Origin of the sequence: Dermatobacter hominis (assembly GCF_020715685.1) — a bacterium.
Lineage (GTDB): Bacteria > Actinomycetota > Acidimicrobiia > Acidimicrobiales > Microtrichaceae > Dermatobacter > Dermatobacter hominis.
Map to the genome: position 1 here is coordinate 3,851,437 of NZ_CP085840.1, position 26,735 is coordinate 3,878,171.

The 26,735-nt window shown below is 74.1% G+C and carries 25 protein-coding genes and 1 pseudogene; 15 read left to right on the forward strand and 11 right to left on the reverse strand.

What is annotated here, in order from left to right:
* Positions 1–88: 88 nt before the first annotated feature.
* Both LH044_RS18080 and LH044_RS18085 read left to right on the forward strand, forming a co-directional pair.
* Complete coding sequence (locus LH044_RS18080) at positions 89–1,786, forward strand: class I adenylate-forming enzyme family protein (protein ID WP_227756991.1); 1,698 nt, start codon at positions 89–91, stop codon at positions 1,784–1,786.
* Complete coding sequence (locus tag LH044_RS18085) at positions 1,783–2,862, forward strand: DUF1214 domain-containing protein (protein ID WP_227756992.1); 1,080 nt, start codon at positions 1,783–1,785, stop codon at positions 2,860–2,862. Before LH044_RS18080 ends, LH044_RS18085 begins: the two co-directional genes overlap by 4 nt.
* Here the strand turns inward: LH044_RS18085 and LH044_RS18090 are convergent.
* Entirely contained in the window at positions 2,852–3,175 is a 324-nt protein-coding gene (locus LH044_RS18090) for a hypothetical protein (protein WP_227756993.1), read from the reverse strand. The two genes, LH044_RS18085 and LH044_RS18090, sit on opposite strands and share 11 nt — an antisense overlap.
* Before the next feature lie 136 nt (positions 3,176–3,311).
* Here LH044_RS18090 and LH044_RS18095 point away from each other — a divergent pair, with 136 nt between their 5' ends.
* From LH044_RS18095 to LH044_RS18105, 3 genes and pseudogenes are all read left to right on the forward strand, one after another.
* Entirely contained in the window at positions 3,312–3,917 is a 606-nt protein-coding gene (locus LH044_RS18095) for a sulfite oxidase-like oxidoreductase (RefSeq protein WP_227756994.1), read from the forward strand.
* 196 nt (positions 3,918–4,113) lie between these two features.
* Positions 4,114–4,338, forward strand: a pseudogene (locus tag LH044_RS22035) (FAD-binding oxidoreductase); the annotation flags it as partial.
* Between the two features lie 247 nt (positions 4,339–4,585).
* A complete protein-coding gene (locus tag LH044_RS18105) occupies positions 4,586–4,801 on the forward strand; it encodes a ferredoxin reductase domain-containing protein (protein WP_227760147.1) in 216 nt (71 codons plus the stop codon).
* Positions 4,802–4,839: 38 nt separating this feature from the next.
* Here the strand turns inward: LH044_RS18105 and LH044_RS18110 are convergent, their stop codons facing one another.
* The 3 genes from LH044_RS18110 to LH044_RS18120 all read right to left on the reverse strand — a co-directional run bounded on the left by LH044_RS18110 (position 4,840) and on the right by LH044_RS18120 (position 7,033).
* Complete coding sequence (locus tag LH044_RS18110; protein ID WP_227760148.1) at positions 4,840–5,361, reverse strand: DUF1269 domain-containing protein; 522 nt, start codon at positions 5,359–5,361, stop codon at positions 4,840–4,842.
* A gap of 89 nt (positions 5,362–5,450) precedes the next feature.
* The gene (locus LH044_RS18115) at positions 5,451–6,278 is read right to left on the reverse strand and encodes an ABC transporter permease (protein WP_227756995.1); all 828 of its coding nucleotides are present in this window, start codon (positions 6,276–6,278) and stop codon (positions 5,451–5,453) included.
* On the reverse strand, positions 6,278–7,033 hold the full coding sequence (locus tag LH044_RS18120) for an ABC transporter ATP-binding protein (RefSeq protein WP_227756996.1): 756 nt from the start codon (positions 7,031–7,033) through the stop codon (positions 6,278–6,280). The genes LH044_RS18115 and LH044_RS18120 overlap by 1 nt, the downstream gene beginning before the upstream one ends.
* 166 nt (positions 7,034–7,199) lie before the next feature.
* On the opposite strand from LH044_RS18120, the gene LH044_RS18125 reads away from it, so the two are divergent.
* The 4 genes from LH044_RS18125 to LH044_RS18140 are packed head-to-tail and all read left to right on the forward strand — an operon-like array spanning position 7,200 to position 10,551.
* Positions 7,200–7,559 carry a YciI family protein gene (locus LH044_RS18125; RefSeq protein ID WP_227756997.1) on the forward strand — a complete coding sequence of 120 codons (360 nt, stop codon included), beginning with the start codon at positions 7,200–7,202 and terminating at the stop codon, positions 7,557–7,559.
* Entirely contained in the window at positions 7,556–8,848 is a 1,293-nt protein-coding gene (locus LH044_RS18130; protein WP_227756998.1) for an RNA polymerase sigma factor, read from the forward strand. Before LH044_RS18125 ends, LH044_RS18130 begins: the two co-directional genes overlap by 4 nt.
* A 33-nt stretch (positions 8,849–8,881) precedes the next feature.
* Entirely contained in the window at positions 8,882–9,559 is a 678-nt protein-coding gene (locus LH044_RS18135) for a TetR/AcrR family transcriptional regulator (RefSeq protein ID WP_227756999.1), read from the forward strand.
* Complete coding sequence (locus LH044_RS18140; protein WP_227757000.1) at positions 9,556–10,551, forward strand: TauD/TfdA dioxygenase family protein; 996 nt, start codon at positions 9,556–9,558, stop codon at positions 10,549–10,551. Before LH044_RS18135 ends, LH044_RS18140 begins: the two co-directional genes overlap by 4 nt.
* A gap of 65 nt (positions 10,552–10,616) precedes the next feature.
* On the opposite strand, the gene LH044_RS18145 is transcribed toward LH044_RS18140, so the two are convergent.
* Both LH044_RS18145 and LH044_RS18150 read right to left on the reverse strand, forming a co-directional pair.
* A complete protein-coding gene (locus LH044_RS18145; protein ID WP_227757001.1) occupies positions 10,617–11,189 on the reverse strand; it encodes a TetR/AcrR family transcriptional regulator in 573 nt (190 codons plus the stop codon).
* Positions 11,190–11,198: 9 nt separating this feature from the next.
* Positions 11,199–12,446, reverse strand: coding sequence for a cytochrome P450 (locus LH044_RS18150; protein ID WP_227757002.1), 1,248 nt, complete (start codon positions 12,444–12,446; stop codon positions 11,199–11,201).
* A gap of 150 nt (positions 12,447–12,596) precedes the next feature.
* Here LH044_RS18150 and LH044_RS18155 point away from each other — a divergent pair, with 150 nt between their 5' ends.
* On the forward strand, positions 12,597–13,745 hold the full coding sequence (locus LH044_RS18155) for a VanZ family protein (RefSeq protein ID WP_227757003.1): 1,149 nt from the start codon (positions 12,597–12,599) through the stop codon (positions 13,743–13,745).
* A 45-nt stretch (positions 13,746–13,790) separates the two neighbouring features.
* On the opposite strand, the gene LH044_RS21850 is transcribed toward LH044_RS18155, so the two are convergent.
* The 3 genes from LH044_RS21850 to LH044_RS18165 are packed head-to-tail and all read right to left on the reverse strand — an operon-like array spanning position 13,791 to position 15,737.
* The gene (locus tag LH044_RS21850) at positions 13,791–14,393 is read right to left on the reverse strand and encodes an RtcB family protein (RefSeq protein WP_255626062.1); all 603 of its coding nucleotides are present in this window, start codon (positions 14,391–14,393) and stop codon (positions 13,791–13,793) included.
* Positions 14,393–14,953, reverse strand: a complete 561-nt coding sequence (locus LH044_RS21855) for an RtcB family protein (protein ID WP_255626063.1) — start codon at positions 14,951–14,953, stop codon at positions 14,393–14,395. The genes LH044_RS21850 and LH044_RS21855 overlap by 1 nt, the downstream gene beginning before the upstream one ends.
* A gap of 58 nt (positions 14,954–15,011) precedes the next feature.
* Entirely contained in the window at positions 15,012–15,737 is a 726-nt protein-coding gene (locus LH044_RS18165; protein WP_227757004.1) for a M15 family metallopeptidase, read from the reverse strand.
* Between the two features lie 108 nt (positions 15,738–15,845).
* Here LH044_RS18165 and LH044_RS18170 point away from each other — a divergent pair, with 108 nt between their 5' ends.
* From LH044_RS18170 to LH044_RS18185, 4 genes are all read left to right on the forward strand, one after another.
* A complete protein-coding gene (locus tag LH044_RS18170; protein WP_227757005.1) occupies positions 15,846–16,976 on the forward strand; it encodes a siderophore-interacting protein in 1,131 nt (376 codons plus the stop codon).
* Positions 16,977–17,043: 67 nt separating this feature from the next.
* Entirely contained in the window at positions 17,044–18,021 is a 978-nt protein-coding gene (locus LH044_RS18175) for an MBL fold metallo-hydrolase (RefSeq protein WP_227757006.1), read from the forward strand.
* A complete protein-coding gene (locus LH044_RS18180) occupies positions 18,018–18,995 on the forward strand; it encodes a cupin domain-containing protein (RefSeq protein WP_227757007.1) in 978 nt (325 codons plus the stop codon). Before LH044_RS18175 ends, LH044_RS18180 begins: the two co-directional genes overlap by 4 nt.
* A gap of 17 nt (positions 18,996–19,012) precedes the next feature.
* Positions 19,013–19,990 (forward strand): EamA family transporter, encoded by a 978-nt coding sequence (locus LH044_RS18185; RefSeq protein WP_227757008.1) that lies wholly within the window; start codon positions 19,013–19,015, stop codon positions 19,988–19,990.
* Between the two features lie 101 nt (positions 19,991–20,091).
* Here LH044_RS18185 and LH044_RS18190 read toward each other — a convergent pair whose 3' ends face one another.
* Positions 20,092–22,260 (reverse strand): acyl-CoA dehydrogenase family protein, encoded by a 2,169-nt coding sequence (locus LH044_RS18190; protein WP_227757009.1) that lies wholly within the window; start codon positions 22,258–22,260, stop codon positions 20,092–20,094.
* A 102-nt stretch (positions 22,261–22,362) separates the two neighbouring features.
* Positions 22,363–23,601 carry an acetyl-CoA C-acetyltransferase gene (locus tag LH044_RS18195; RefSeq protein ID WP_227757010.1) on the reverse strand — a complete coding sequence of 413 codons (1,239 nt, stop codon included), beginning with the start codon at positions 23,599–23,601 and terminating at the stop codon, positions 22,363–22,365.
* A 190-nt stretch (positions 23,602–23,791) separates the two neighbouring features.
* Between LH044_RS18195 and LH044_RS18200 the strand changes: the two genes are divergently transcribed.
* Entirely contained in the window at positions 23,792–26,734 is a 2,943-nt protein-coding gene (locus LH044_RS18200; protein ID WP_227757011.1) for a glycosyltransferase, read from the forward strand.
* The last annotated feature ends 1 nt before the right edge of the window (position 26,735 follow it).

Sequence of the window (26,735 nt, forward strand, 5' to 3'; positions counted from 1 at the left end):
CGCCGCCGGGCTCCCGTCCAGGCTACGGGGACGCCCGGTCACCCGGTTCCGGCCCTCGCGGCGCTCCCCGTTCTGCGATGCTCTCCGGATGCTCAGCTACGAGGAGGCGTGCCGCCAGGTGACGGCACCGGGGGCTCCGTTCGAGACCGTCGAGCAGGAGGTCATGGGGGTGCCGCGGACGCTGTTCCGCAACGCGCCCGGCAGCCTGCGCGACGTGGTGATCGGCGCATCGCAGCGCGGCGACGCCACCTTCCTGGTGTACGAGGACGAGCGCTGGAGCTTCGAGCGCTTCGGCCGCGAGGTCGCCGGGCTGGCGGCGGCGCTCGTCGACCGCTTCGGCGTGCGCAAGGGCGACCGCGTGGCGGTGGCGATGCGCAACTACCCCGAGTGGGTCGTGTCCTACGCCGCGGCGGTGTCGGTCGGCGCGATCTCGGTCAGCTTCAACGCCTGGTGGACGCCCGACGAGATGGACTTCGCCCTCCGGGACTGCGGGGCGTCGGTGCTGATCGCCGACGAGGAGCGGATCGAGCGCAGCCGGGGGACGTGCGACGCCCTCGGCATCCCGACGATCGCGGTGCGGGCGCCGGCCGCGGCGGCGACGCCCGGCGGTGCTCCCGTCGAGGGCTGGACCGAGGTCGTCGACCCCGACGCCGCGATGCCCGACACCAACATCGACCCAGACGACGACGCCACGATCCTCTACACCTCGGGCACGACCGGGAACCCGAAGGGGGCCGTCTCGACGCACCGGGCCGTCGTGCAGGCGATCATGGGCTACGCCTGCCGGTCCGCGCTCGACAAGGCCCGCGATCCCGACCGCCTCGGGGGCAAGAGCGCGCCGGTGTTCATCCTCGTCGTCCCGCTCTTCCACGTCACCGGCTGCGTGCCGGTCATGCTCAGCTGCCTGATCGGCGGGCTCGAGCTGGTGATGATGTACAAGTGGCAGCCCGAGCGGGCGCTCGAGCTGATCGAGCGCGAGGGCGTCACCAACTTCGTCGGCGTGCCGACCCAGAACATCGACATGCTGAACTCGCCGGCCTTCGACCGGTACGACACGTCGTCGCTGCGCAGCGTCGGCGGCGGTGGGGCGCCCGCCCCGCCCGAGCTCGTGCAGCGCATCTCGACGACCTACGCGTCCGCGGCGCCGGGCGTCGGCTACGGCATGACCGAGACCAACGCGTACGGCCCGCAGAACAGCGGCCCCGACTACGTGGAGCGCCCGACGAGCGCCGGGCGTGTGACGCCGATCATGCGGGTGGAGGTCCGCGACCCGGCGGGCGTGCCGGTGCCGAACGGTGAGGCCGGTGAGATCTGGTTCGACGGGCCGAACCTCATCCGGGGCTACTGGAACCGACCCGACGCGACGGCCGAGGTGCTGGTCGACGGCTGGCTCCGGTCGGGCGACGTCGGCCGGCTCGACGATGAGGGCTTCATCTACGTCGAGGACCGCATCAAGGACATGGTCCTGCGCGGCGGCGAGAACGTGTACTGCGCCGAGGTCGAGGCCGCCTTCCACGAGCACCCGGCGGTGCACGAGGTGGCGGTGTTCGGCGTGCCGCACGAGCGGCTGGGCGAGGAGGTCGCCGCCGTCGTCATGCTGCGCGACGGGGCATCGGCGACAGAGGAGGAGCTGCTCGAGCACGTGGCCGAGCGGCTGGCGGCGTTCAAGGTGCCGACCCGGCTGCGCGTCACGTCGGAGCCGCTGCCGCGGAACGCGGCGGGCAAGTTCCTCAAGAGGGAGCTGCGCCGCTCGGAGGTCGAGGACATCGCGGCGGCCGACGCGTGACCGACGGCTTCGACCCGCACGGTGCCTGGGCGACGTTCGCCGAGGTGCTGGCCGGGGCCGACTCGCTGCTCGACCGCGAGTGGATCGAGCTGGACGACCTCGACCGGGCCGAGGGCCTGCGGTACCTGGCGCGGCTGACCGAGGTCGCGATCGACGCCCACCTCGGCACCCGGACCCCGAGCCACCCGGCGTTCCGGGTGCTGTCCAACGGCTTCGGGATGGACAACCCCGACAACCGCTACATCGGGGCGCCGGTCGACCCGCGGGCCGACTACGTGGTCCGGGGCCGGGTCGGGACGTTGTCGTACCTGTCGTTCGCCGCGCAGAACCAGAACTTCGCCGCTGCGTCGGCGATCACCGGCGGGGCGGGGCACCTGCACGGTCGTGAGCTCGTCACCGATGCGGACGGACGGTTCGAGATCCTCGCCAGCCGGGAGGAGCGGCCGGGGAACTGGCTGCGGTTCGCCGACGACACGTCGCTGCTGCTGGCGCGCCAGACCCGGGCCGATCCGGCGACCGAGCGGTGGGTCGACCTGGAGATCGAGCGGATCCCCGACGCCGGTCCACCGCCTCCGCTCGAGGTCGGCTCGATCGCCGACCGGCTGGCGATGGCGGCCCTCTACGTCGTGGGTGCCTCGCAGTGGTTCGTCGACTGGGTAGAGCCTTGGACGGCGCGCCCCAACACGTTCGACCGCGCCGACCGGACCGAGCAGCGGCGCATGGGTGGCGACCCGAACATCCTCGCCCAGAGCGGCTACTGGACCCTCGGCCCGGAGGAGCGGCTCGAGATCGAGATCCGGCCGCCCGAGTGCGCGTACTGGAACGTCCAGCTCTGCAACGTGTGGGCGGAGAGCCTCGACCCCCGCCGGCAGGTGTGGCTGAACAACCGGTCCGCCACCGTCGACGCGGACGGCGTGGCCCGGTTCGTGGTCGCGCACGACGATCCGGGCACGGGCAACTGGCTCGACACCGCCGGGCACCGGCACGGACTCATGCACATCCGCTTCGTGGACGCGCAGGGCGACGACGACGAGGCGCGGTGGCCGGTCGCGGCGACGCAGCTCGTCAGCGGCTGAGCGCCTTCTCCAGCTGCCGCTTGTCCATCTTGGAGCGCCCCTCGATGCCCCGGTCCTTCGCCTCTTCGTAGAGCTGGGCCTTTGTCCGGCCCGAGCCGCCGTGCTTGCGCCGGTACGCGGCTCGCTGCTGCGACGAGATGTCGTCCTTCGACAGCTTCGACGACTCCCTCGCCTCGCCGTTGCGGGCCCGGGCCTTGTTCACGGTGCGGGCCGCGATCTCCTCGGCCTCGGACTCGCTCGCGCCGCGCTCCAGCTCCGACTCCTTGATCGCCTCGTACTGGCGCTCCCGCTTGGGTGACGATCCTCTGGGCATGATCCACCTCCACTCGTCGCGGTCGGACCCCGGGGCCTTACCCGCGCGGCCCGGCGGGGGAACACGAGCGGGACGCCGGCTGCCCGCGATGGTGAAGAATGGCGCCGATCGGGCCCGGACGCGATGGAGGTCGACGATGGCGGTCACGCGAGGGTTCACCGGTCGGCGCGAGCGGGATCCGCGCCTGCCCCCAGGCCAGTACGACGCCCGCGACCAGTGGCCGGTGCTGTCGGCCGAGGCCACGCCCCACCTCGACACCGCCACCTGGACGTTCCAGGTGCGCGGCCTGGTGGCGCAGCCGACGACGTGGACGTGGGACGAGGTCCACGCGCTGCCCGGCGCGGTCTTCGAGGGCGACATCCACTGCGTCACGACGTGGTCGAAGCTCGGCGTCCGCTTCGCCGGCGTCTCCGCCGACACGCTGCTCGCAGCGGCCGGGGGCACGCTGCCGGGCGCCTCGCACGTCATGGTCCACAGCCACACCGGCTACACGACCAACCTCCCGCTGGCCGACGTCACGGACGGGAAGGCGTTCCTCGTGTGGGACTTCGGTGGCCAGCCGCTGGCGGCCGACCACGGCGGTCCGGCCCGGTTCCTCGTGCCGCACCTCTACTTCTGGAAGAGCGCCAAGTGGGCGTCGGCCATCGAGGTGATGGACCACGACGAGCGAGGGTTCTGGGAGCGCAACGGCTACCACGACCGCGGCGACCCCTGGACCGAGGAGCGTTACCAGGGGGACTGAGCCCGGGGAGGCCGTCGCTCGCGCCGTTCTTGCGTGCCCTTCCGTCGCCAGGCGACGGGGACCGGCGCCAGAACGGCACGAGGCGGGGCGCACGTCGGCCGGTGGGTGCGACGGCCTGACCTACCCTCTGGCGATGGCCGACGGACCTGGCGTGCGAGTGGTGGACCGCACCGGGCCGGGCGGCTCGCCCTGGCAGATGTCGCGGGTGGTTGAGATCCACCGCGAGACCGAGAACGCCACGTCGTTCCGGCTCCAGCTCGAGCGCCCGGTGCTCCACGTGCCCGGCCAGCACTACGTGCTCCGGCTGACCGCACCCGACGGCTACACCGCCCAGCGCTCGTACTCGGTCGCCTCGGCGCCCGACCCGTCGGGGACCATCGAGCTCACCGTCGACCTGCTGCCCGACGGCGAGGTGTCCGGCTTCCTCCACGACGTCGTCGAGGTCGGCGACGAGCTCGAGGTGCGTGGGCCGATCGGGGGCTACTTCGTGTGGCGGGCGGACGAGCCGGCCCTGCTGATCGCCGGCGGGTCGGGCGTCGTGCCGTTCATGAGCATGCTCCGCCACGCCCGCTCGCTCGGCCGGGAGGACCTGCTGCGCCTCGTCGTGTCGGTCCGCCGCATCGAGGACCTGTTTCTACGCGGACGAGATCCGTGGGCCCCGCACGACGGTGATCACGACGCGGGAGCCGCTCGTGGGCTCGGACCGGACGCCGCACCGCGTCGACGCGGACGATCTCCTGCCGTTCGTGGCCGAGGTGCCCGAGGGCTCGACGATCTACGTGTGCGGCTCGAACCGCTTCGCCGACGCCGTCACCGACCTGTTGATCCGCGGCGGCGTGGCGTCGGAGCGGATCCGGGTCGAGCGCTTCGGCGAGGCGGCCTGAACCGATCGCCCGGACCCGGTCCACGCTCCGGGACGAGCTCAGCCCTTGGCGTCGGCCTCGATCGCCGCCGCGTCGGCCTTGAGCTGCTTCTCCTGGACCTTCTTCGCCTTCTTGAGCGCGTGCTCGATCTTGGACTGCATGTCCGCGACCGCGACGACGACCAGCCCGGCGGTGCCGGCGTCGAGCTCCTCGCCGGCCTCTTTCAGGTCCTTGCGGCTCATGCCCGCGGCGGCGTGGCCGGCGAGCGAGCCGAGCAGCGCGCCGCCGGCGGTGGCGCCGACGAGCAGCCCGGTGCCGATGGCGGCGGCGGGGAACAGCGCGATCACCAGGCCGGTGGCCAGGCCGACGCCACCACCGAGCACGCCGCCGACCCGCGTCGGCGTCTCGTGCTTCTTGACGATCTTGACCTTGCCGTCCTCTCGCTTCTCGACGACGGCGGCGTCGTAGGCGTCGACGAGGCCGACCTCGGAGTGCAGCACGTGGACGGCCTCGTAGTCCTCGAGCGCGTCGGCGAGGTCGTCGTACACGCCGAGGTAGGCGTAGAAGGTGTCGATGGCCATGGTTCCCCTCTCGGTCCCCGGCGCCTCGCCGGGTGGGCGTTCCCTGCCCGGCGACGATAGGCCCGGGCCGCGGCCCGTGGTGCGGCGGATCAGATGAACTTCGTGATCCACCCGTTGCGGCGGAACCGGCGCAGCTGGTGGGCCACGAACCACGTCGACGCCGCGGCGATCACGGCGGTGCCCGCCGCAGCGATGCCGAGCTCGCCCCAGGCGACGGTGCCCTCCTCGATCCCCGTGCGGACGGCGTCGAAGACGTGCGTGAGCGGGACGACCGCGGCGATCGCCTGGAGCGCGCCGGGCAGGTCCTCGACCGGGTAGAAGACGCCCGACAGCGGCATCAGCAGGACGAGCGTTCCCCACGAGAACACCTCCGCCTTGTCGCCGTACTGGAGCGTCATGCCCACGACGAAGAGGGCGACGGCCCAGCCGAACGCCAGCAGCAGCACGGCGCTCGGCACCAGCACGATGCCCGCGGACGTCGGCGACACGGCGAAGAAGACGAGGCCGACCCCGCCGATCATCAGCGAGGCCACGAACGTGCGGACCAGGCCGACGATGCCGAAGCTCGACAGGAGCTCGCGCTCGGTGAGCGGCGTCGCGATCAGGTTCATCAGGTTGCGGCTCCACACCTCGTCGAGCAGGCCGAACGAGCCGGCGAGGGTGAGCTGCCAGATGAGGTGGAACAGCAGGATGCCGGTGACCATCAGGACCACCGGCTGCTCGCCCCCGTCGAAGGCGACGCCGATCGAGCCGAACAGGAGGCCGTCGACGAGCGGGAGCACGAGCAGGAGGAACCAGTAGCCGGGGTTGCGGCTCTGGGCGAGGAAGGACCGGCGCACCATGGCCCGGACGCGCCGGGTCGAGTAGGTGGGCGCGGGCGCCGGCGGGACGGCGACGGTGGGATCGATCGCGGTCATCAGACCTCCTGCTCGCGCAGTCGCGTCGCCTCGGCCAGGAACATGGCCTCGAGGTCGCGGTAGCCGGCGTCGGCCACCACCTGGGCCGGGGGGCCGTCGGCGATGACGCGCCCGTGCCGGAGGAAGATCACCCGGGTCGTCAGCTCGGCGACCTCGCGCATGTCGTGGCTGGTCAGGAGCAGCGTGGAGTCGTGCTCGGCGTTCATGTGCTCGAGCCGGTCCCGCACGCGCATCGCGACGTCGGGGTCGAGCGAGGCCGTCGGCTCGTCGAGCACGATCAGCCGGGGGTGGTGGATCACCGCCTTGGCGAAGCCGACGAGCGTCCCCTGACCCGACGACAGCGACTCGACGCGCTGGTCGGCGAGCCGGGTGATGTGGAGCTCGTCGAGCACCTCGGCGGCCCGGGCCGCGGGATCGGCGACCCCGTAGAGCGTCCCGAAGAGCGCCAGCGTCTCGGCCACCGTCAGACCCTCGGGCAGGGGCAGGTAGCCGGCGGCGAAGCCGACGTGCTGCATGGCCGCGCTGCGGTCGCCGGGGAGCCGGTGGCCGACCAGGTCGATCGCGCCCTCGTCGGGTTCGATCGCGCCGAGCAGCATGAGCAGGGTCGTCGTCTTGCCGGCGCCGTTGGGTCCGACGATGCCCACGCGCTCGCCCCGGTGCAGGGTGATCGAGACGCCGTCGACGGCCTGGGTGTCGTCGAAGCGCTTGCGCAGCCCGTGCGCGCGCAGGACCGGTTCCCCCTGGATCGGTTCCATCCGGCCAGTCTCGTCGGGCGACCGGGGGCCCGTCCGCCGGGTTTCCGGAAAAATCCTGCGATCGCGTGTCGATCTCCGCGATCGCGTTCGTCGTCATGGTGTCGGACGACGCGATCGTGTCGCCGACGACCTGACAGCATCGACGGAACGACGAAGGAGACAGACGATGGCGCAGTACCTGCTCTCGGTGTGGCACGACGAGGACTACGCGGACGCGGACCAGAACATGGACCCCGCCGACATGGAGCGCCTGCACACCAAGGTGATGGCGTTCAACGAGGACGTCACGGCGTCCGGCTCGTGGGTGTTCGGCGGCGGCCTGCTCCCCGGGATCTCGGCCACGGTGGTCCGCCCGGTCGGCGACGACGACGTCTCGGTGACCGACGGCCCCTACGCCGAGTCGAAGGAGATCATGGGCGGCTTCTGGGTCCTCGAGCTCCCGGACCTGGACGCCGCGCTCGAGCACGCCCGCCGGGCATCGCTCGCCTGCGAGGGCCCGGTCGAGGTCCGGCCCTTCCAGGGGTGAGCCCCGCAGGCGCCGCCGGCGGCCGGGGCGACGGCGACCTCGACGCCGTGTTCCGGCGCGAGGCCGGCCGTTGCACCGCCACCCTCGTCCGCGTCCTCGGCGACATCGACCTCGCCGAGGACGCGGTCGCGGAGGCGTTCGTCGAGGCGGCGCGGCGGTGGCCGTCCGAGGGCCTGCCCGCCAACCCCGGCGCGTGGATCACGACCACCGCCCGCAACCGGGCGATCGACCGGCTCCGCCGCGAGTCGGGCCGGGACGACCGCCACCGAGCGGCGCACCGGATGGCGGAGCTGCGCCGGGAGGAGGACGACGTGGACGACCCCGACATGCACGACCTCGACGCCTACGTCGACGTGGTGCCCGACGACCAGCTGCGCCTGATGTTCCTCTGCTGCCACCCCGCGCTGTCGCCCGACGCGCAGGTGGCGCTGACGCTGCGGCTGCTCGGCGGCCTCGAGACCACCGAGATCGCCCACGCCTTCCTCGTGCCCGAGCCGACGATGGCGCAGCGCATCGTGCGGGCCAAGCGGAAGCTGCGCGACAACCACGCGCCGTATCGCATCCCCCGCGCCGCCGAGCTGCCCGACCGCCTGCGGACGGTCCTCGCCGCCATCTCGCTGATCTTCACGGAGGGCCACCGCGCGAGCTCCGGTTCGGAGCTCGTCCGCGTGGACCTGTCCGAGGAGGCCATCCGGCTCGGGCGGGTGCTCGTCGACCTCATGCCCGACGAGCCCGAGGCCGTCGGCCTGCTCGCCCTCATGCTGCTGACCGACGCCCGGCGCGCCGCCCGCACCGACGCCGACGGCTCGCTCGTCGCGCTTGCGGACCAGGACCGGACCCGCTGGGACCACGACCGCATCGCCGAGGGCCACGACCTGGTGCGGGCGTGCCTGCGGCGCGGCCGCCCTGGTCCGTTCCAGGTCCAGGCCGCGATCGCCGCGGTCCACGCCGACGCCGCGACCGCTGCGGCCACGGACTGGGCCCAGATCGTGGCGCTGTACGACCAGCTGCTCGTCCTGCGGCCCGACCCGGTCGTGGGCCTGAACCGGGCGGTCGCGGTCGCCGAGCTCGACGGTCCCGCCGCCGGCCTCGACGCCCTCGGGCCGGTCGACGCCGAGCGGCTCGACGAGTACCAGCCGTTCCATGCGGCGCGGGCCGACCTGCTCGCCCGCGCCGGGCGGGGCGACGAGGCGCGGCGGGCCTACGACCGGGCGATCGAGCTGACCACCGTGGACGCGGAGCGGGCGTTCCTCGTCGACCGCCGGGCCGCACTCGGACCGGAGGGGTAGGCACGCCTTCCCATACGGTGTATATCTAGACCCGTGGCCGTCGTCGACACCGCCCCGCGTCGCAAGCGGGGCTCGCTCACGCCCGACGAGGTGGTGGCCGAGGCCGGCGCCCTCATCGAGGAGTCCGGCGTCGACGCCCTGACGATGCGACGCCTCGCCGAGCGGCTCGGCGTCAACCCGATGACGCTCTACCTGCGGTTCGAGAACCGTGACGAGCTCGTCGGGGCGCTGGTGGCCAGCCGGCTGCAGCAGGTGCTCGTCGATCCGGATGCCGTTCGCCCGCCGGCCGCGGCGCCGGTCGAGGACCAGATGGTCGCCTGGGCCCGCTCCGTCCGCGACGCCCTCGTCGGTCTCGGCCCGCTGATGTCGCAGGTGCGCGACGGCCGCCACATGGGCGGCGCGGTGCTCGACCTGACCGAGCGCGGCCTGGCCGCCGTCAAGGCCGCCGGCCTGGACGACGAGGTCGCCGTCGCGGCGTTCCGCTCGTTGTTCTGGCACGCGGTCGGCTTCGCCGTCCTCCGGCCCTCGCTCTGGGCGCACGCGCCCGAGCTGCTCGAGGGCGTCGAGCTCGACGCCGCCACGCACCCGAACCTGGCCCGGCTCGCCGGCGAGCTCGGGGCCTTCGACCCGGACGAGCTGTTCGAGCGCACGACCCGCGCGCTCGTCGCCGGCCTGGTCGCACCGTCACGACCCGATCGGGGGGAACCATGAGCACGACCACCACCGACGTCCCGCTCGCCGAGGACCAGCCGGATCCGGCGGCCACCGGCGCCCTGCGCATCAGCCTGCCGGGCAGCGACGTGCAGGTCGGTCCCGTCGGGTACCTCGCCGCCGAGCGCCGGCGGCTCGACGGGCTGACCTGGCGGCACTTCGACGTGCAGCGCTGCAGCGCGACGGTCGGCGCCGAGCTGTCGGGCATCCGCCTGGCCGACGACCTGCCCGACGAGGTCATCGCCGAGGTCGCCCGAGCACTCGCCGAGTACAAGGTGATCTTCTTCCGCGCCCAGCCGATGACCGCCGCCGAGCACGTCGCGTTCGCCCGCCGGTTCGGCGACCTCGAGGTCCACCCGTTCCTGCCGGCCAACGCCGAGGCACCCGAGGTCGTGCGGTTCGCCAAGTCCGCCGACGTCGGCGGCTACGAGAACGGCTGGCACCACGACGTGACCTGGCGCGCCGTCCCTTCGAAGGGTGCCGTGCTGCACGCCCTCGAGGTCCCGCCGTCGGGCGGCGACACGGTGTTCTCCGACGCCCACGCCGCGCTCGAGTCGCTCGACGACGACCTGCGCGCCCGGATCGACGACCTGCTGGCGGTGCACGACTTCTCGAACGTGTTCGGCCACGGGATGGCTCCCGACGAGCTGGCGAGGATGCGCGACCAGCACCCGCCGGTCGAGCACCCGGTCGTCGTCACGCACGAGGTGACCGGGCGCGACCTGCTCTACGTCAACCGCTTCTTCGTCTCGCACCTGGCCGAGGCCGACGGCACACCGCTCGACCGCGACGAGAGCCGGGCCCTGATCGACCGCCTCTGCCGGGCCTTCGAGCTGCTCGAGCACCAGACCCGGTTCCGCTGGGAGCCCGAGTCGGTGGCGTTCTGGGACAACCGGGCCGTCCAGCACTACGCGTGCAGCGACTACTGGCCCGACGTCCGCGTCATGGAGCGGGCCAGCATCATCGGCAGCGCCCCGGCGCGGGTGCGCTGAGCGGGGCCCGAGGCGGGACCGAGCCGAGGCGGGACCGAGCCGGGGCGCGGCGCCGGGGCGGGGCGTCAGCAGCCGCGGCTGCCGGCCAGCGCGACCTCGACCAGCCGGCGCAGCTCGCCCCGGTCGCGGGTGGCCGTGGCCGGGTCGGCCAGCAGGCTCTGCAGCACGCGCACGACGAGCTCGACGACGAGGTCGCGCCGCTCGGCCGGCACGCCGCCGTGCCCGGGCAGCTCGGCGAGCACGGCCAGCGTGAAGGCCAGGCTCTGTTCGCCGACGACGGAGGGGTTGAACGAGCCCGGCGCGAACAGCACCGACAGCTGGCGGTCCGCAGGGAGCTCGTCGAGGCAGAACAGGACCGCGTCGACGAGCGGCTCCTCGCTCCGCACCTCGTCGAGGTGGCGGAGCAGGCGCTCGACGAACGGCACGCCGGCGCGCGTGGTCGCCGCCGCGATCAGGGCGTCACGGCCCGCGAAGTACCGGTAGAGCGTCTGGCGCGTGATGCCGACCGAGCTGGCCACCATCGCCATGTCGACGCGTGCGCCGACCTCGTCGATGCAGGCCGCGGCCGCGTCGACGATCCGCTCGACCGCCTCCTCGTCGGACGCCGGCGGATCGCCCGCCCACCCGTGCGTGCGCACCGGCCGGCGTCAGGACCCGACGGGCGTGAAGCGCGCCGGCATGTGCTTGAGCCCGGCGACGAACGCGGAGGGGACCCGGTCGGGCAGGCGCTCGGGGTCGACGACCGCGATGTCGGGGAGGCGGCGGAACAGCTCCTCGAACACCACCTTGATCTCCATGCGGGCCAGGTTGGCGCCCATGCAGTAGTGCGGGCCGAAGCCGAAGGCGACGTGCGGGTTGGGGTCCCGGTCGATCCGGAACTCCTCGGGCGAGTCGAACACGCGGTCGTCGCGGTTGGCCGACTGGTAGAGCAGCAGGACCTGGTCGCCCTCGGCGAGCTCCGTGCCGGCGAGCGTGACCGGGCCGGTGACCGTGCGGGTGAAGTTGAGCACCGGCGTGGTCCACCGGAGGATCTCCTCGACCGCGGCGTCGATCAGCGACGGGTCGGCCAGCAGCGCGTCGCGCTGCTCGGGGAAGCGGCTGAAGGCGCGCAGCCCGCCGGCGATCGCGTTCCGGGTGGTCTCGTTGCCGGCGACCATCAGCAGCACGCAGAACATCAGCAGCTCGTCGTTGCTGAGGTCGTTGACGACCCGGTCGGTCGTCTCGTAGTGGCCGCGGATCTCCTCGTCGTAGCTGAGCTCGCCGGCGTCGTAGGCCTGGGCGAGGATCGAGAGCATGTCGTCGCGGGGGTCCTGCCGGCGCTCGTCGAGCACCTTCGACACCAGCGCGGTGTACTCGCCGAACGCGAGTCCGGCCCGCTCGATCGTGGCCACGTCGTCGTCGGAGGCGGCCTCGCCGGCGATCATGCCCTCGGACCACTCGTAGAGCGACCCCCGGATGGTGGGGTCGAGGCCGAGCAGCTCGGAGATCACGATCAGCGGCACGTGCGCGGCGAGGTCCGACACGAAGTCGATCTCGCCGGTGGCCGCGACGTCGTCGATGACCGAGTTCGTGAGCTCTCGGACGTGGTCGGTCATCGTGCGGACCTGCCGCGGCGTGAGCCCGCGGGACAGGATGCGGCGCTGGCGAGTGTGCTCCGGGTCGTCCATCGAGACGATCGACAGGGGCACCAGGTTCACCGGCCGGACGCCCTTGGCGGAGCTGTAGTGCTCGGCGTCGCGGGACACCTCGACCACGTCGGCGTGGCGCGACACGGCGTACATGCCGCTCCGCTCGTCGTGCCAGACGGGGTGGTGGTCCCGGAGCCACGCGTAGAACGCCCACGGGTCGTCGTAGAGCCCCGGGTCGGTGAGATCGGCCTGCTCGAAGTCGGTCATCGTCGCGGGACCCCCTGTGGTCGGAGCGAGCTGCGGTGTCGGGTCGGACGGTCGTCGGGATCGTCCTGAACGATCGTTCGCTCGCGACCATACACAAGCCGAACCGTGTCTACCCGCGCGCCCCGGGGCCGCCGGTAGCGTCCTGCGGCCGTGGGGTCGTTCGCGGCATCGGCGGTCGTGGCCATCGTGGGCGGCATCGTGATCGCCCTGCTCGTGTTCGTCCCCGAGGTCGCCATCCGGTACCGGCGGTCCGGGCGCATGACCGCGAGCGACCTGGCGGCGCTGGTCGTGGTCCCCGTCTACGGCCTGGCGGTGTGGACCTACACGCTGCTGCCGCTGCCGGACCCCGACGACCTGGTGTGCCAGGACCCGTCGTTCCGGCCGTTCGGCTCGTTCCAGGCGATCCGCGCCGCCGGCGTCGACTCGCTCGCCGACCTGGCCACGAACTGGCCCCTGGCGTCTGCGGTGCTCAACGTCCTGCTGTTCGTGCCGCTCGGTGTCATCCTGCGGTGGCGCTACCGGCGCGGCGCCGTCGTCGCCGGGCTGGTCGGCCTCGGCGTCTCGCTGCTCGTCGAGACCACGCAGCTCACCGGCATCTGGGGCGTGTACCCGTGCGCCTACCGCTACTTCGACGTGGACGACCTGATCACCAACACGACGGGCGCGCTGATCGGCTCGTTGCTCTCGTGGTTCGTCCTGCGCCACCGGCCGGAGCCGCATGTGGTGCCCGACGAGCGGATGATGACGGGCGGGCAGCGGATCGTCGCGGTCGTGTGCGACGTGCTCACCATCCTCCTCGTCGGCACCGCCACCGTCGTGGCGTGGCGGGCGATCGCCCTGCGCGTACTCGAGGTCGACGCCGACCAGCACCTCGGCGTCCAGCGTGCGCTCCAGTGGGGCGTGCCGTTCCTGGTCGAGGCGGTGGTCGTGCTCGTGCTCGGCCGGACGATCGGGGAGTGGGCCGTCCGCCTCGGGACCGTCGCGCCCCGCCCGCTCTGGACGGTCCCGGGGCGCGTGATCAAGCTCGCCACCGGCCCCGGGGTGATCGTCGCGATCGGCTGGTGGGACTCGCCGTGGGCGCTGGGCGCCCTGATCGCCGTCGCCGTCGCCAGCGTGGTCGCGGCGCTGGCGTGGCCCGATCACCGGGGGCTGTCGAACGGCATCGCCGGACTGCGACCGGTCGTGTCGGCCTGGCGCCACCGCCGTCCCGTCGATCTCGGTCCCGTCGAGCTCGGGGCCGTCCACCCCAGGGCCGACGACCGCGGGGTCGACGACCGGCCCCCGCCGCCCGTCCGGTGATGCCCGGGACGTCGATCCCGACGTCCCGGGCACCACGGAGCGGTGTCAGGTGCCCTTGTAGTTGAGGACCTGCTGCAGCGTGCGCTGCACCGACACCAGGTCCTCCTGGTCGGCCATGACCTGGTCGATGTCCTTGTAGGACCGCGGGTCCTCGTCGAGGAGCGCCTCGGCCTGCTCGGAGTTCCACGCCCGGCCCGCCATCCGGGCCCGGAGGCCCTCGAGGTCGAGCGTCCGCCGCGCCTGTCCCCGCGACAGCCGCCGGCCGGCGCCGTGGCTGCACGAGCAGTACGACGCAGGGCTGCCCAGGCCCTCGACGATGTACGAGCGCGTGCCCATCGACCCGGGGATCACGCCCACGTCGCCGGCGCGGGCCCGGATCGCGCCCTTGCGGGTGATCCACATGTCCCGGTCGAGGTGGTGCTCGAGCTGGGTGAAGTTGTGGTGGCAGTTCACCCGGCGGGTCTCGATCACCTCGGTGCCGAGCACGTCGGCGACCTGCCGCAGCACGGCGTCCATCATGACCTCGCGGTTGGCCAGCGCGTAGTCCTGCGCCCAGAGCATGTGCCGGACGTAGTCCTCGAACTCGGGCGTGCCCTCGACGAGGTACGCCAGGTCCTGGTCATCGAGGTCGATGAACCAGCGGCGCATCAGGCCCTTCGCCGTCTCGATGTGCCGCTGGGCCAATCGGTTGGCCGATGCCCCCGCGAGCCGGAGTGGAGGACGACCCAGACGCGGTCGCGCTCGTCCAGGCACACCTCGACGAAGTGGTTGCCCGACCCGAGCGAGCCCATCTGCGTCGCCGCCGTCCGCTGCTGCTTCGCGTCCAGGTCCTCGGCCCGCCCGTCGTGGAGCAGCGCCGCGGCGGCGTCCTGCGCGGTGTCGTGGCCGCGCCCGACGCCCGCCGGGACGACCTGGGAGATGCGGTCGTGCAGCGGCCGCAGGTCGTCGGGCAGCGCGGACGAGTCGAAGGGCAGCTCGGCCGCGATCATCCCGCAGCCGATGTCGACGCCGACCGCGGACGGGATGATGGCGCCGCGAGTGGGGATCACCGAGCCGATCGTGGCGCCCTTGCCGACGTGGGCGTCGGGCATGAGCGCCAGGTGCCCCGCGACGAACGGCATCGACGCGGCGCGCTGGGCCTGCGCGAGCGCGGCGGCGTCCAGGTCGGACGCCCAGTTGAGGACGTTGCCGGTGCGGGTGGGGGACATGGCTCCCACCTTGGAGGAGCACCCGGCACGCGGTCGACCGCTTTCCCTCGGCCCCTTCTCACGGGACGGGTCGCGTCGGGCCGTAGCGGGCGCACGGCGCGCCGGTCACGGCGGCCCAGTGCTGGTCGCCGTACGACACGTGCCACCACTCCTCGGCCAGGCCGACGAAGCCCTGGGGGGCGAGGTGCGCGTGCAGCAGCCGGCGCAGCGCGCGGGACCCATCGTCGGTCGCGCCGGCTGGCCGCTCCTCGAGCGAGCGGAGGTGGGCGGCCGGGGTGAAGTCGTCGAACACGGTCCCGAGCGCCAGCGCGGTGCCGCGCCACGTCAGCGTGACGTCGACCGCGGCGCCGGTCGTGTGGGGTGGGACCACGGCGGGGTCGTCGGGATCCGCGAGGAACCCGGGCGGCAGCGTGCTGCCCGGCCCGTAGAAGTGCTCGTAGAGCGCCCGGACGGTGGTCGGGCTCCGCCAGCCGTCGAACACGGCGAGGCCCCAGTCGTCGGGCAGCGACGACGCTGCGGCACGCAGGCGGTCGGCCACCCCGGCGCGCAGCCACACGTCGTCGGCGGTGCCGTCCCAGCCGTCGCGCCGGTACAGGTTGAGCAGCCGGAGGCGCGGCCCCTCGTCCATGCGCACCATCGGCTCGTCGCACTCCGCGACGTCTGGCGTCCGGCCCCCGCCGTCGGGGTCCACGAGCGGCGGGAGGTCGTCGGCGTCGGGCACCTCGATGCCGGCGACCGCCCCGGGCGGCGGGTGGTCGGGGTCGTGCCCGGGCTCGTCGGCCATGACCAGCCATCGTGTCACCCGAGCGCCGCATGCCGAGCGCCACTGCTGCGACCGGCGGCTGTTAGGGTTGCTTGACAACCCCCGACCGCCACCCGCCCGAGGAGCCCCGTGCACGACGAGACCGCGACCGCCACCGATCCCGACGAGCAGGTCCTCGCCGTCGTCGGTGCGCTCAACGGCGTCTACGCCGACTCGCTCCTGCTGGTGGGACGGATCCTCGGCGACCGTCGGGACGCCACGTCCGCCACGGTCGTCGGCGCCGACCTGGCCGGCATCGACGTGCGGCTGACGGACCCGGACGGCGACCACGACGTGCGCATCGACTTCCCCGAACCCGCCACCGCCGAGTCGCAGGTCGTCGACGCCGCGATGGCGCTCGTCGTCACGGCCCGCGAGCGCTCGGGCGAGCCCGGCACGACGTCGGCCGAGCGGGTCATCGCCGAGATGGGCGGCATCCGGACGATGCTCACCCGTGTCGTGCGGGTCGTCGACGAGCACCCGCACCTCCGGCGCATCACCTTCCGGGGCGGCGACCTCGACACGTTCGCCCCCCTCGGGCCCGACACGTTCCTTTACGTGCTGCTGCCGCCGCCCGGTCGGACGGAGCTCACGATCGACCAGGGCTTCAGCTGGGAGTCGGTGGGGGACATGCCGCAGGACGAGCGGCCGGTCGGGGCGTACTACTCGATGCGCGAGTGGCGCCCCGACACGAAGGAGCTCGACGTGCTGTTCGTGCTCCACGGCGACGAGGGCCCGGCCTCCGCGTGGGCCCAGCGGGCCGCGCCGGGCGACCCGGTCGCGCTGTGGGGGCCGCGCACGGCGTACGCCCCGCCCCCGACCACGACCGAGTACCTCCTCGTCGCCGACGAGACCGGCCTCCCCGCGACGGCGGCGATCATCGAGTCGCTGCCCCTCGGCACCCCCGTCCGGGTGTTCGCCGAGGTCGCGTCGATGGACCAGCGCCAGGCGCTGCCCGAGCGTGACGGCGTCGAGGTCACGTGGCTCGACCGCGCCGGGGCGGAGCCCGGCACCACCTCGCTGCTCGACGATGCGGTGCGAGCGGCGGCGCCCCCCGCCCCGACGGCTTACGTGTGGGGCGGGGCCGAGAGCCGCTGCATCACGGCGGTGCGGCGCTACGTGCGGCGAGAGGTGGGCCTGCCGAGGGAGCAGGTGTCGCTCACCGGCTACTGGCGGCACCGGGACCACGAGGACGACGCGTACTTCGACGAGGATGCCTGAGCAGAGCGCAGCGGAGGGCCTGAGCACAGCGCAGCGGAGATCCTGAGCAACGCCGTAGCGTGACCGCGTGGCGCTGCGCTTCCTGACCGAGTTCGATCCCGAGTACGGCCGGGCCGTCGACGTGTCGCCCGGCCTGGTGCGGGTGGTCGCCGAGAACCCGAGCAAGTACACGGCCTGGGGGACCGGGACCTACCTGGTCGGCGACGGCGAGGTGGCGGTGATCGACCCCGGTCCGGACCTGGCCCCCCACGTCGAGGCGGTCCTGGCCGCCCTCGACGGTCGGCGCGTGACCCACGTGCTCGTCACCCACACGCACGCCGACCACTCGCCGGCGGCGCGAGCGATCAGCCGGGCGACGGGGGCGCCGACGTACGGCTTCGGGCCGCACCCGCCCGAGGCGACGTCCGGTGACGCCGACACGCGGTCACCGGCCGGCGGTGAGGTCGACGCGACCGACGCCGCCGACGAGGTCGAGGTCGACGAGTCCGGCGATCGCGAGTTCGTGCCCGACGTCGCGGTCCGCGACGGCGACGTGCTCGAGGGCGACGGGTTCCGGTTCGAGTGCCTCCACACGCCGGGCCACATCTCGAACCACGTCTGCTACGCCGAGGGGGAGCGGGGCCTGCTGTTCCCGGGCGACCACGTGATGGGGTGGTCGACGACCGTCGTGTCGCCGCCCGACGGCGACATGGCCGCCTACGTGGCCGGCCTCCGGCGCCTGGTCGACCGTCGGGAGGACGGGCGGGACGGCACCTACCTGCCGACGCACGGTCCGCCGATCACGGACCCGGGGCCGTACGTCGCGGCGCTGGTCGACCACCGACTCGAGCGGGACCGACAGATCCTCGAGCTGCTCGACGGCGGGACCCGCACGGTCGACGAGCTCGTGGCCGTCATGTACGCCGACGTGCGGCCCGAGCTGCACGCGCCTGCGGGGCGCTCGGTGCTCGCCCACCTTCTCGCCCTGGAGCGGGCCGGGCTGGTCGAGGAGGCCGATCCGGCGGGGTGGCGACCCGTGCGGACGGGGGGCAGTCTGGGGTCATGACCCTGACCGAAGGCGGGCTGCCCGTCGGCGCCGTCACCGAGGACTGGGCGACCGACGCCCGGTACTTCGAGTACACGGCCGCCGCCGACCCGATCCGCTCCGGGCACACGCCCCGCGTGCCGATCCGCTCCTTCCCGTCCGCCTTCATCGGCGACCACGGGACGGGCATCGAGCACCTCGACCTCTCGGCCGAGCTCGGCACGGCCGTGGCCGGCAGCGAGGGGCCGGCGACCAGCCCGGCGCTCCTGGCGTCGTTCGTCCACATCCGCTCCGGCGAGGCCCTCCGGACCTCGGCGACCGCCACCTCCGAGCTGCACGTCGTGCTGCGGGGGAGCGGCGTCACCGAGCTGGCCGACCTCGTGCTGCCGTGGTCGACCGGCGACGTGGTCGTGCTGCCGGCGGGGGCGCCGGCGGTGCACCGCGTCGACGCCGTCTCCGAGGCCGAGGCGGCGGTGATCTACCGCGTGACCGACGAGCCGCTGCTGCGGTACCTGGGCGTCGCACCGGTCGAGGCGCGCTTCGGCGCGACGCGCTGGGAGGCCTCGGAGATCCGGCGCCAGCTGGACCTCGTCGCGTCCGACCCGCGGGCGGCGGACCGCAACCGCGTGAGCGTCCTGCTCGCCGGCGCCTCGCAGCCGCAGACGCTGACCGCCACCCACGTGCTGTGGGCCATGTTCGGCCTGCTGCCCGTCGGGGCCGTGCAGCGACCGCACCGCCACCAGTCGGTGGCGCTCGACCTGATCGTGGACTGCCGGCCGGGTTGCCACACGCTCGTCGGCGACGAGCTCGACGAGCGGGGCGACATCGTGGACCCGGTCCGCGTCGACTGGGAGCCCGGAGCCGCGTTCGTGACGCCGCCGGGCCTCTGGCACGCGCACGTGAACGACTCGGGCGCGCCGGCGCACCTCTTCCCGGTGCAGGACGCGGGGCTCCACACGTACCTGCGCTCGCTCGACATCCGCTTCGTCCGCTGAGCGGGCGGTCGGGGCCCGTGACCGAGACCGTCGAGACCGCGCGTGCCGCGGACCTGCGCGCCGGGCTCCCGCTGGCGGTCGTGTCGGCCGCGTCGTTCGGCCTGTCGGGTTCGCTCGCATCCGCGCTGATGGACGCCGGCTGGACGGCGGGGGCGGCGGTGACGGCCCGGGTCGCGGTGGCGGCGGTCGTGCTCGTGGTGCCCGGGCTCCGTGCGGTGCAGGGCCGGTCGGAGGTCCTCCGCCGCAACGCCGGGACGATCGTCGCCTACGGCGTGCTGGCCGTCGCGGCCACCCAGCTCTGCTACTTCTACGCCGTGTCGCGGCTGCCCGTGGGGGTCGCGCTGCTCGTCGAGTACACGGCGCCCGTGGCCGTGGTCGGGTGGATGTGGGTCGTCCACCGCCAGCCCCCGAGCCGGCTCACGGTCCTCGGCGCGGGGATCGCGCTCTGCGGGCTCCCGCTGCTGCTCGACCTGTTCGGCAGCGGCGCCTCGGACGGCGGCGTGGACGTCGTGGGCGTTCTGTGGGCGCTCGCGGCCATGGTCGGCGCCGCGACGTACTTCGTGATGTCGGCCGACGATTCCTCCGGGCTGCCCCCGATCACGTTGGCGGCATCGGGCCTGGTGGTCGGGGCGGTCGTGCTGGGCGCGGCGTGCGCGGTCGGGGTGCTGCCCGTGACCGCCACCGCCGACCCGGTCGCGTTCCGGTCCGTCGCCGTCCCGTGGTGGGTGCCGATCCTGGTGCTCGGGCTGGTGACGGCGGCGTTCGCCTACGTGACCGGCATCGCCGCGACGCGGCGGCTCGGCTCGCGGCTCGCGTCCTTCGTGGCGCTCACCGAGGTCATCGCCGCCATCGGCTTCGCCTGGCTGCTGCTCGGGCAGGTCCCGCTCGCCGTGCAGCTGGTGGGGGCGGGGATCGTGCTGGCCGGCGTGGTCGTCGTCCGCCTGGGGGAGTCGGTCCCGCCGGCGGAGCCCGCGCCCGACGTCACGCTGTCCTGACCAGCCCGCTCCGCCGCCGCCCCGGCACGCTTCGGGGGCGCCGTCCGTCGTGATCCGACGATCAGCGCCGCCGAAGCGGTCGGTCGCGAGCGCGAGGTGCCCTACTTGATCAGCGGGTCCCGCGGCAGGCCGAGGATGCGCTCGCCGATCTGGTTGCGCTTGATCTCCGACGTGCCGCCGGCGATCGACATGCCGCGGTGCCACAGCACGAGGCCGCCCGAGGTGAGGCCGGCGGCGTCGAGGTAGGCCGCGTCGGGGTTCAGCGCGTTGAGCACGGCGGCCGCCTCGGCCAGGTTCTCCGACAGGACGAGCTTGGTGATCGCACCCTCGGGCCCGGGGGCCGCGCCGGCGACGGCGCGATGCGCGCTGCGCAGGTTGAGGATGTCGCACGCCCGGGTGCTCGCCGCGTAGCGCCCCACGCGCTCGGCGCCGCCGGCGAGGCGGTCGGGGTTGGCGTCCAGCGCGTCGACGAGCCCCTCGGCGGGCATCGCCATGCCGCCCTGGCCGCCGCCGATGCTCACGCTCTCGTTGCCGAGCGTGGCCCGGGCGACCGTCCAGCCGCCGTCGACCGGTCCGACCACGTCGTCGTCGGGCACGAAGACGTCGTTGAAGAAGACCTCGTTGAACTCCGAGGTGCCCATCGGCATCTTGAGCGGCCGCACCTCGACGCCCTCGGCGTGCATGTCGAGGACCATGATCGTGATGCCCTCGTGCTTGGGGACGTCGGGGTTGGTCCGCACGGTGGCGAAGCCGAAGCCGGCCACGTGCGCGCCGCTGGTCCACACCTTCTGGCCGTTGACCAGCCAGCCGCCGTCGACCCGGGTCGCCCGGGTCTTGACGCCGGCGGCGTCGGAGCCGGCGTCGGGCTCGCTGAACAGCTGGCACCAGATGACCTCCTGCTCGAGCGCGGGGCGCACCCAGCGGGCGATCTGGTCGTCGGTGGCGTACTGGATCAGCGTCAGGATCACCCAGCCGGTGATGCCGTAGCCGGGGCGCTTGACGCCCGCGGCGGCGAACTCCTCCTCGATCACCAGCTGCTCGACGGCGCCGGCGTCGCGGCCCCACGGGCGGGGCCAGTGCGGCATGACGTAGCCCGAGTCGATGAGCTTCGTGCGCTGCTCCTCGGCGGACAGGCCCGTGATGCTCGCCGCGACCTCGCGCACCTCGTCCCGGATGGCCTCGGCCTCGGGCGGGAGCTCGATGGTCACGCTCCGGCGCACACCGGCGCGGTGCAGGTCGGTCAGGTCGGCGGCGGCCCGGTCGGCCGAGACGATCGCCTCGACGGCGGTCGCGCGCCGCAGGTACATGTGCGCGTCGTGCTCCCAGGTGAAGCCGATGCCGCCGTGGACCTGGATGTTGAGCTGGGCGCACAGGTCGGCGGCCGGCACCGCGAGCGTCGCCGCCGCGGCGGCCGCGGCCGAGAACTCGCGGTCGTCGCCGCCGTGGGTGCGGGCGGCGTCCCAGACGTTGCCGGTCGAGAGCTCGGTGGCGACGAGCATGTTGGCGCAGTGGTGCTTCACCGCCTGGAACATGGCGATGGGGCGGCCGAACTGCTGGCGCTCCTTGGCGTACTCGGCCGCCTGCTCGGTGCACTCCCGGGCGATGCCGACCGCCTCGGCGGAGAACAGGAGGCGGGCCAGGTCGACCAGCGTGCCGGCGGCGCCGGCGAGGACCTGGGCCTCGGCACCGTCGAGCGTGACGCGGGCCGACGGCCGGCTGGGATCCAGGTTCGGCGGCACCTCGAGCTGCACGCCGGCCGCGGTGCCGTCGCCGGTGCGCAGCGTCACGACCGCGACGTCGTCGCCGACCGGCACGAGCAGGACGTCGGCGACCCCGGCCCCCACCGCGGTCCGGACCGAGCCCGAGGCGCGGCCGCCGTCGACGGTGAGGTCGCCCTCGAGCGAGACGGCGGCCGTGGTGGAGCCGTCGGCCAGGCCCGGCAGCAGCGCGCTCCGCTGCTCGTCCGACCCGGCCGCCGCGATCGTGGCCGAGGCGATCACCGTCGGGACGAACGGTCCCGGCATCAGGCCCCGGCCGGTCTCCTCGACCACCACCACGAGCTCGGGGAGGCCGAAGCCCGACCCTCCCGACGCCTCGGGCAGGTGCAGCCCGAGCCATCCCAGCTCGGCGAGGTCGCCCCAGAAGGACGGCAGGGCCTCGGGTGCGCCGTCGAGCAGCGCGCGGGCCGCCTCTCGGGAGCGGTGCTTCACGAGGAAGTCCGAGACCGTGCCGGCGAGCGCGACGTGGTCCTCGTTGATGGCGATCGACATGGTGCGGTGTCCTTGTGGGGTCGAGGGCGTGTGGGGTCGAGGGCGTGTGGGTGTTCGAGGGCGTGCGGGTGGGGGCGTGCGGTGGTCGGTGCGAGCCCGGCGTCAGACGCGCTCGAGCACGATCGCGGGGGCCATGCCGCCCGCGGCGCACATCGTGACGAGGCCGACGTTCTGGTCCCGGCGCTCGAGCTCGTCGAGCACGGTGCCGATCAGGAGGCTGCCGGTCGCGCCGATCGGGTGGCCGAGGGCGATCGCCCCGCCGTTGACGTTGATCTTCTCCCGGTCGACGTCGAGGTCGCGGATGTACTTCTCGGGCACGACGGCGAAGGCCTCGTTGACCTCGAACAGGTCGATGTCGTCGAGCGTCATGCCGGCCCGCTCGAGCACCTTGCGGGTGGCGGGGACCGGGGCGTTGAGCATCAGGGTCGGGTCGTCGCCCTGGTTCGCGATCGCCCGCACCTTCGCCCGGGGCGTCAGGCCGTGGGCCCTTGCGTACTCGGGGCTGGTGACGAGGATGGCGGCGGCGCCGTCGACGACCCCCGACGAGTTGCCGGCGTGGTGGACGTGGGTGATCTCGAGCCCGGGGTACCGGGCGAGGACCATGTCGCGGTAGGTGGTGCCGTCCTCGTCGAGCGGGAGGTCGGCGAGCTGCTCGAAGGAGGCGGGCAGCTGGGCGAGCGCCTCGGCCGTCGTGCCCGGTCGCGGGTACTCCTCGCGGTCGAGGGCGACGGTCCCGTCCTCGTCCAGCACGGGCACGAGCGAGCGCTCGAAGCGGCCCTCCTTGATGGCGATCTCGGCCCGGCGCTGCGACTCGGCGGCGAGCGCGTCGAGCGCCGTCCGCGGGATGCCCTCGAGGGTGGCGATCGCGTCGGCGGCGACGCCCTGGTTCGTCTGCGGGTGCAGGGCCCGGAGGTGCAGGTTCCCGTTGTCCATGAACGGGTTGCGGTTCTTCGGGGCGTTCTGCTTGTAGGACGACATCATCTCGGCGCCGCCGGCCACGACGACGTCCTCGAGCCCCGACATGACGCTCGCGGCCGCGAGGTTCACGGCGGTGATGCCCGAGGCGCAGAAGCGGTCCAGCGTGACCCCGCTGGCGGTCTCCGGGTACCCGGCGTCCAGGGCGGCCATCCGGCCGAGGTCGCCGCTCTGGGTGCCGACCTGCCACGAGCAGCCGAAGATCACGTCGTCGACGTCGGCGGTGTCGAGCCCGGTCCGCTCGGCCAGCGCGGCGAGGACGGTGGCGCCGAGGCGCTGCGTGTGGAGGTGGGCCAGGGAGCCCTTGCCCACCTTCCCGGTCCCTCGCGGCGTGCGGCACGCGTCGATGATCCAGGCCTCGGTCATGTCGTTCCCCCTGTGGTCGTGGTGGCCGGCCAGGTCGTGGCGACGTGCGGCGGCTCGGCCCCTGGGTGCGGGCGGCGCCGCTCCGTAAGTCATCCTATGGAATCGGGCTCGACGGTGCCGCTCGGGTGCCGCCACGACGAACGCGAGGCCGCGACGTCCGGCCGCGGAGCCCGGGTGCAAGAGTGACCCCATGGAAGGGGACGGTCAGGGGGAGCTCCGACCGCTCGCCGGTCCGGTGGTGGCCGTCGTGCCCGCCCGGGACGCGGGCGACGTCGGGCGGACGGTGTCGTCGGTGCTCGCCACCGGGCGGGTCGATCGCTGCGTGGTGGTCGACGACGGCTCGGTCGACGACACGGCCGAACGGGCGCGTGCGGCCGGCGCCGAGGTGCTGGTGCTGCCGCACAACCTCGGCAAGGGAGGCGCCGTGCGCGCCGCCATCGACCACACCCCCGAGGCCGGCACCTACCTGCTGCTCGACGCAGACCTCGGCGGGACGGCCGGTCGCGCCGTCGGGCTGCTCGACCCGGTGCTCGCGGGGACGGCCGACCTGGCCATCGCGGTCTTCCCGCCGGCGGCCGGGCGGGGTGGGTTCGGCACGGTGAAGCGCGGGACGACGCGCGCGATCCAACGCCTCTGCGGCTACACCCCGGTCGAGGCGCTCTCCGGCCAGCGGGCGGTGCGCGCCGACGTCCTGCGGCGTCTGGTGCTGGCACCGCGCTTCGGCCTCGAGGCCTCGATGACGGTCGACGCGATCCGGGCCGGCTGCCGCGTCGTCGAGGTGCCGCTCGCCCTCGAGCACGAGCACACGGGTCGCAGCCTGGCCGGGTTCCGCCACCGCGGCGCCCAGGCGGTCGACATCGTCCGCGGCCTCGCGGCGCGGGTCGGGACCGTGCGGTCGCGGCGGGTCGGGATGCTGGCCGTGGCGGCGGCAGTCCTGCTCGCCGCGGCGGTGCCGGCATGGGGGCGCGGCGGGGGCGGCTCGCCGGTCGCGGCCTCGTCGTCGCGCTCGATGGTGCTGGTCACCGTGTCCAACACGAGCCTCGCCGACCTCGACCGCGGGGTCATGCCCAACATCGCCCGCCTGCTCGGATCGACCGGCGGCGCACTCACGCCCCGCATCCCGACGGGTTCCGAGGACCAGGCCGCGTCCTACGCCTCGCTGGGCGCCGGCGGACCCGTGACGATGGGTGCCCGAGGCGGGGACGAGCCGGTGGCGGTCGGGGCCTGGCCGACGCCGTGGCTGCCGCCGACCGCACCCGAGGTCGCGGTCGTCGCACAACCCGACGGCAGCGCCCGGGTGGTGAGCCGGCGCGTGCCGCAGCGGCGCACCAACGCCTACGGGACCGCCGGTGCGCTCGGCGACGCCCTGCACGAGGCCGGCCTGTCGACGACCTACCTGGGGGCGAGGACCGACGGACCGACGGACCTCGCGACCGGGCGGCGGGCGGTGCCCGCCACCGGCGCCCTCGCCCTCGCCGACGCCGACGGGCGCATCGACCGCGCCGTGCCGGGCGAGCTCGCCCCGGCGCCGGGGCCGTTCGCGGCGCTCGGCGCGGCGCGGGTCTCGGCCGAGGTCGGCGCCGCCGCCGCCACACCGGGGGTGGTGCTCGTCGACGCCGGCGGGTCCCAGGAGCCGTGGCCGGCGGACCGGGCGATGACGGCTGCGGACCGCGCCGCCCGGCACGAGCGGCGACTCGACCAGGTCCGCGTCGCCGACGACCTCGTCGGCCGCATCGTCACCGACCACCCCGACCTGCTCGTCGTGGTGGTGGGGGTCGCGCCCGCCTCGCACTGGCGGCTGACGCCGATCGCCGTGGCCGGCGAGCGGGCCGGCGCCATCTGGAGCCCGTCGACGCAGCGCGCCGGCCTGTCGGTGCTCACCGACGTCGCGCCGACCGTGCTCGGCGCGCTCGGCGTCGAGGTGCCCACGACCATGGTCGGCCGCCCGCTCGCGGTCAGCTCGGAGCCGTCCGACCTGGCGGCGGTGCAGGAGCTGCACGAGCGGACGGTGCTCCGGGAGGGGCTCTCGGGCAGCATCACGGTCGCGTTCATCGTCGTCCAGGCGATCGTCTACGCCGCCGCCCTGGTCGCGCTGTCGGGCGCGCGGCGACGCCGCCGTGACGGGACCGGCCCGGCGAAGGGGTCGTGGCCCGGCCGGCTGCTCTCGGTCACCGAGCGGCTCGCCCTGGCCTGCGCCGGGCTGCCGGCGGTCACCTTCCTCTACCGGCTCGCCCCCGTGCCGCTCCAGCAGCCGGCGGTCGCGGCGACGGGCATCGCGCTCGGCGCCACCGCCGTGGCGGCCGTCGCGGTGCGGTTCCGCCGCCACCCCCTGAGCCCGCTCGTGGCCGTCGCCGCAGTCACGCTGGTGATCATGGTCGTCGACGCCGCGTCGGGCGGCGTGCTGCAGGACCTCAGCCTGTTCGGCTACACCCCGCTCACGGCCGCCCGGTACTACGGCATGGGCAACCTCGGCTTCGCCGTCCTCGGCGCCGCCGTGATCGTCGTCGCCGGCTCGTGGGTCGCGTCGCAGCAGGTCCGCGGCGACGGCGTGTTCGCGGCGGCGTGCCTGTTCGCGGTGGTGACCGTCCTCCAGGTGGCGCCGGTGATGGGCGCCGACTTCGGCGGGGCGCTGGTGCTCGTCCCGACCGCCGTGCTCGCGGCCACCGCCTGGTCCGGCGTGCGCATCGGCGTGCGGCGCGTGCTGCTCGCCGGGGCCGCCACCCTCGGCGTCGTGCTCGTCCTCGGCGCGCTCGACGCGACCGTGGGCAGCGGCAGCCACGTCGGCCGGTTCGTGTCGTCGGGCCCTGCGGCGATGGCCGAGGTGGTCCACCGGAAGATCGACTCCAACGTGCGCGTGCTCACGACGAGCACGTGGACCTGGGCCGTCGTCGTCGTCGGGGTGTTCGCACTCGGCGCCGCGCTGCTGGCCGGGCGGCGCGCCGGTCGCTTCGAGCGGTCGCCGGCGTGGCGCACGACGCTCGCCGTCCTGGTCGGCTTCGGCGTCGCCGGCGGGCTCGCCAACGACTCGGGCGTGGCCATCCCGGCCATGGTCGCCGTGTTCGTCGGCGCCTTCCTGCTGGTCGTCTCGGCCCGTCGTCCGTTCGAGGCGCCGAGGGTGCTCGAACCCGCCTGAG

What these genes read in the sequence shown, in the direction of transcription:
- LH044_RS18120 (WP_227756996.1), bottom strand. Translation starts at nt 7,033, where the DNA reads ATGGAACCGATCCAGGGGGAACCGGTCCTGCGCGCGCACGGGCTGCGC.
- LH044_RS18095 (WP_227756994.1), top strand. Translation starts at nt 3,312, where the DNA reads ATGGCGGTCACGCGAGGGTTCACCGGTCGGCGCGAGCGGGATCCGCGC.
- LH044_RS18110 (WP_227760148.1), bottom strand. Translation starts at nt 5,361, where the DNA reads ATGGCCATCGACACCTTCTACGCCTACCTCGGCGTGTACGACGACCTC.
- LH044_RS18090 (WP_227756993.1), bottom strand. Translation starts at nt 3,175, where the DNA reads ATGCCCAGAGGATCGTCACCCAAGCGGGAGCGCCAGTACGAGGCGATC.
- LH044_RS18165 (WP_227757004.1), bottom strand. Translation starts at nt 15,737, where the DNA reads ATGGCCGACGAGCCCGGGCACGACCCCGACCACCCGCCGCCCGGGGCG.
- LH044_RS18195 (WP_227757010.1), bottom strand. Translation starts at nt 23,601, where the DNA reads ATGACCGAGGCCTGGATCATCGACGCGTGCCGCACGCCGCGAGGGACC.
- LH044_RS18200 (WP_227757011.1), top strand. Translation starts at nt 23,792, where the DNA reads ATGGAAGGGGACGGTCAGGGGGAGCTCCGACCGCTCGCCGGTCCGGTG.
- LH044_RS18080 (WP_227756991.1), top strand. Translation starts at nt 89, where the DNA reads ATGCTCAGCTACGAGGAGGCGTGCCGCCAGGTGACGGCACCGGGGGCT.
- LH044_RS18190 (WP_227757009.1), bottom strand. Translation starts at nt 22,260, where the DNA reads ATGTCGATCGCCATCAACGAGGACCACGTCGCGCTCGCCGGCACGGTC.
- LH044_RS21850 (WP_255626062.1), bottom strand. Translation starts at nt 14,393, where the DNA reads ATGCGCCGCTGGTTCATCGACCTCGATGACCAGGACCTGGCGTACCTC.
- LH044_RS18150 (WP_227757002.1), bottom strand. Translation starts at nt 12,446, where the DNA reads ATGACCGACTTCGAGCAGGCCGATCTCACCGACCCGGGGCTCTACGAC.
- LH044_RS18180 (WP_227757007.1), top strand. Translation starts at nt 18,018, where the DNA reads ATGACCCTGACCGAAGGCGGGCTGCCCGTCGGCGCCGTCACCGAGGAC.
- LH044_RS18125 (WP_227756997.1), top strand. Translation starts at nt 7,200, where the DNA reads ATGGCGCAGTACCTGCTCTCGGTGTGGCACGACGAGGACTACGCGGAC.
- LH044_RS21855 (WP_255626063.1), bottom strand. Translation starts at nt 14,953, where the DNA reads ATGTCCCCCACCCGCACCGGCAACGTCCTCAACTGGGCGTCCGACCTG.
- LH044_RS18140 (WP_227757000.1), top strand. Translation starts at nt 9,556, where the DNA reads ATGAGCACGACCACCACCGACGTCCCGCTCGCCGAGGACCAGCCGGAT.
- LH044_RS18115 (WP_227756995.1), bottom strand. Translation starts at nt 6,278, where the DNA reads ATGACCGCGATCGATCCCACCGTCGCCGTCCCGCCGGCGCCCGCGCCC.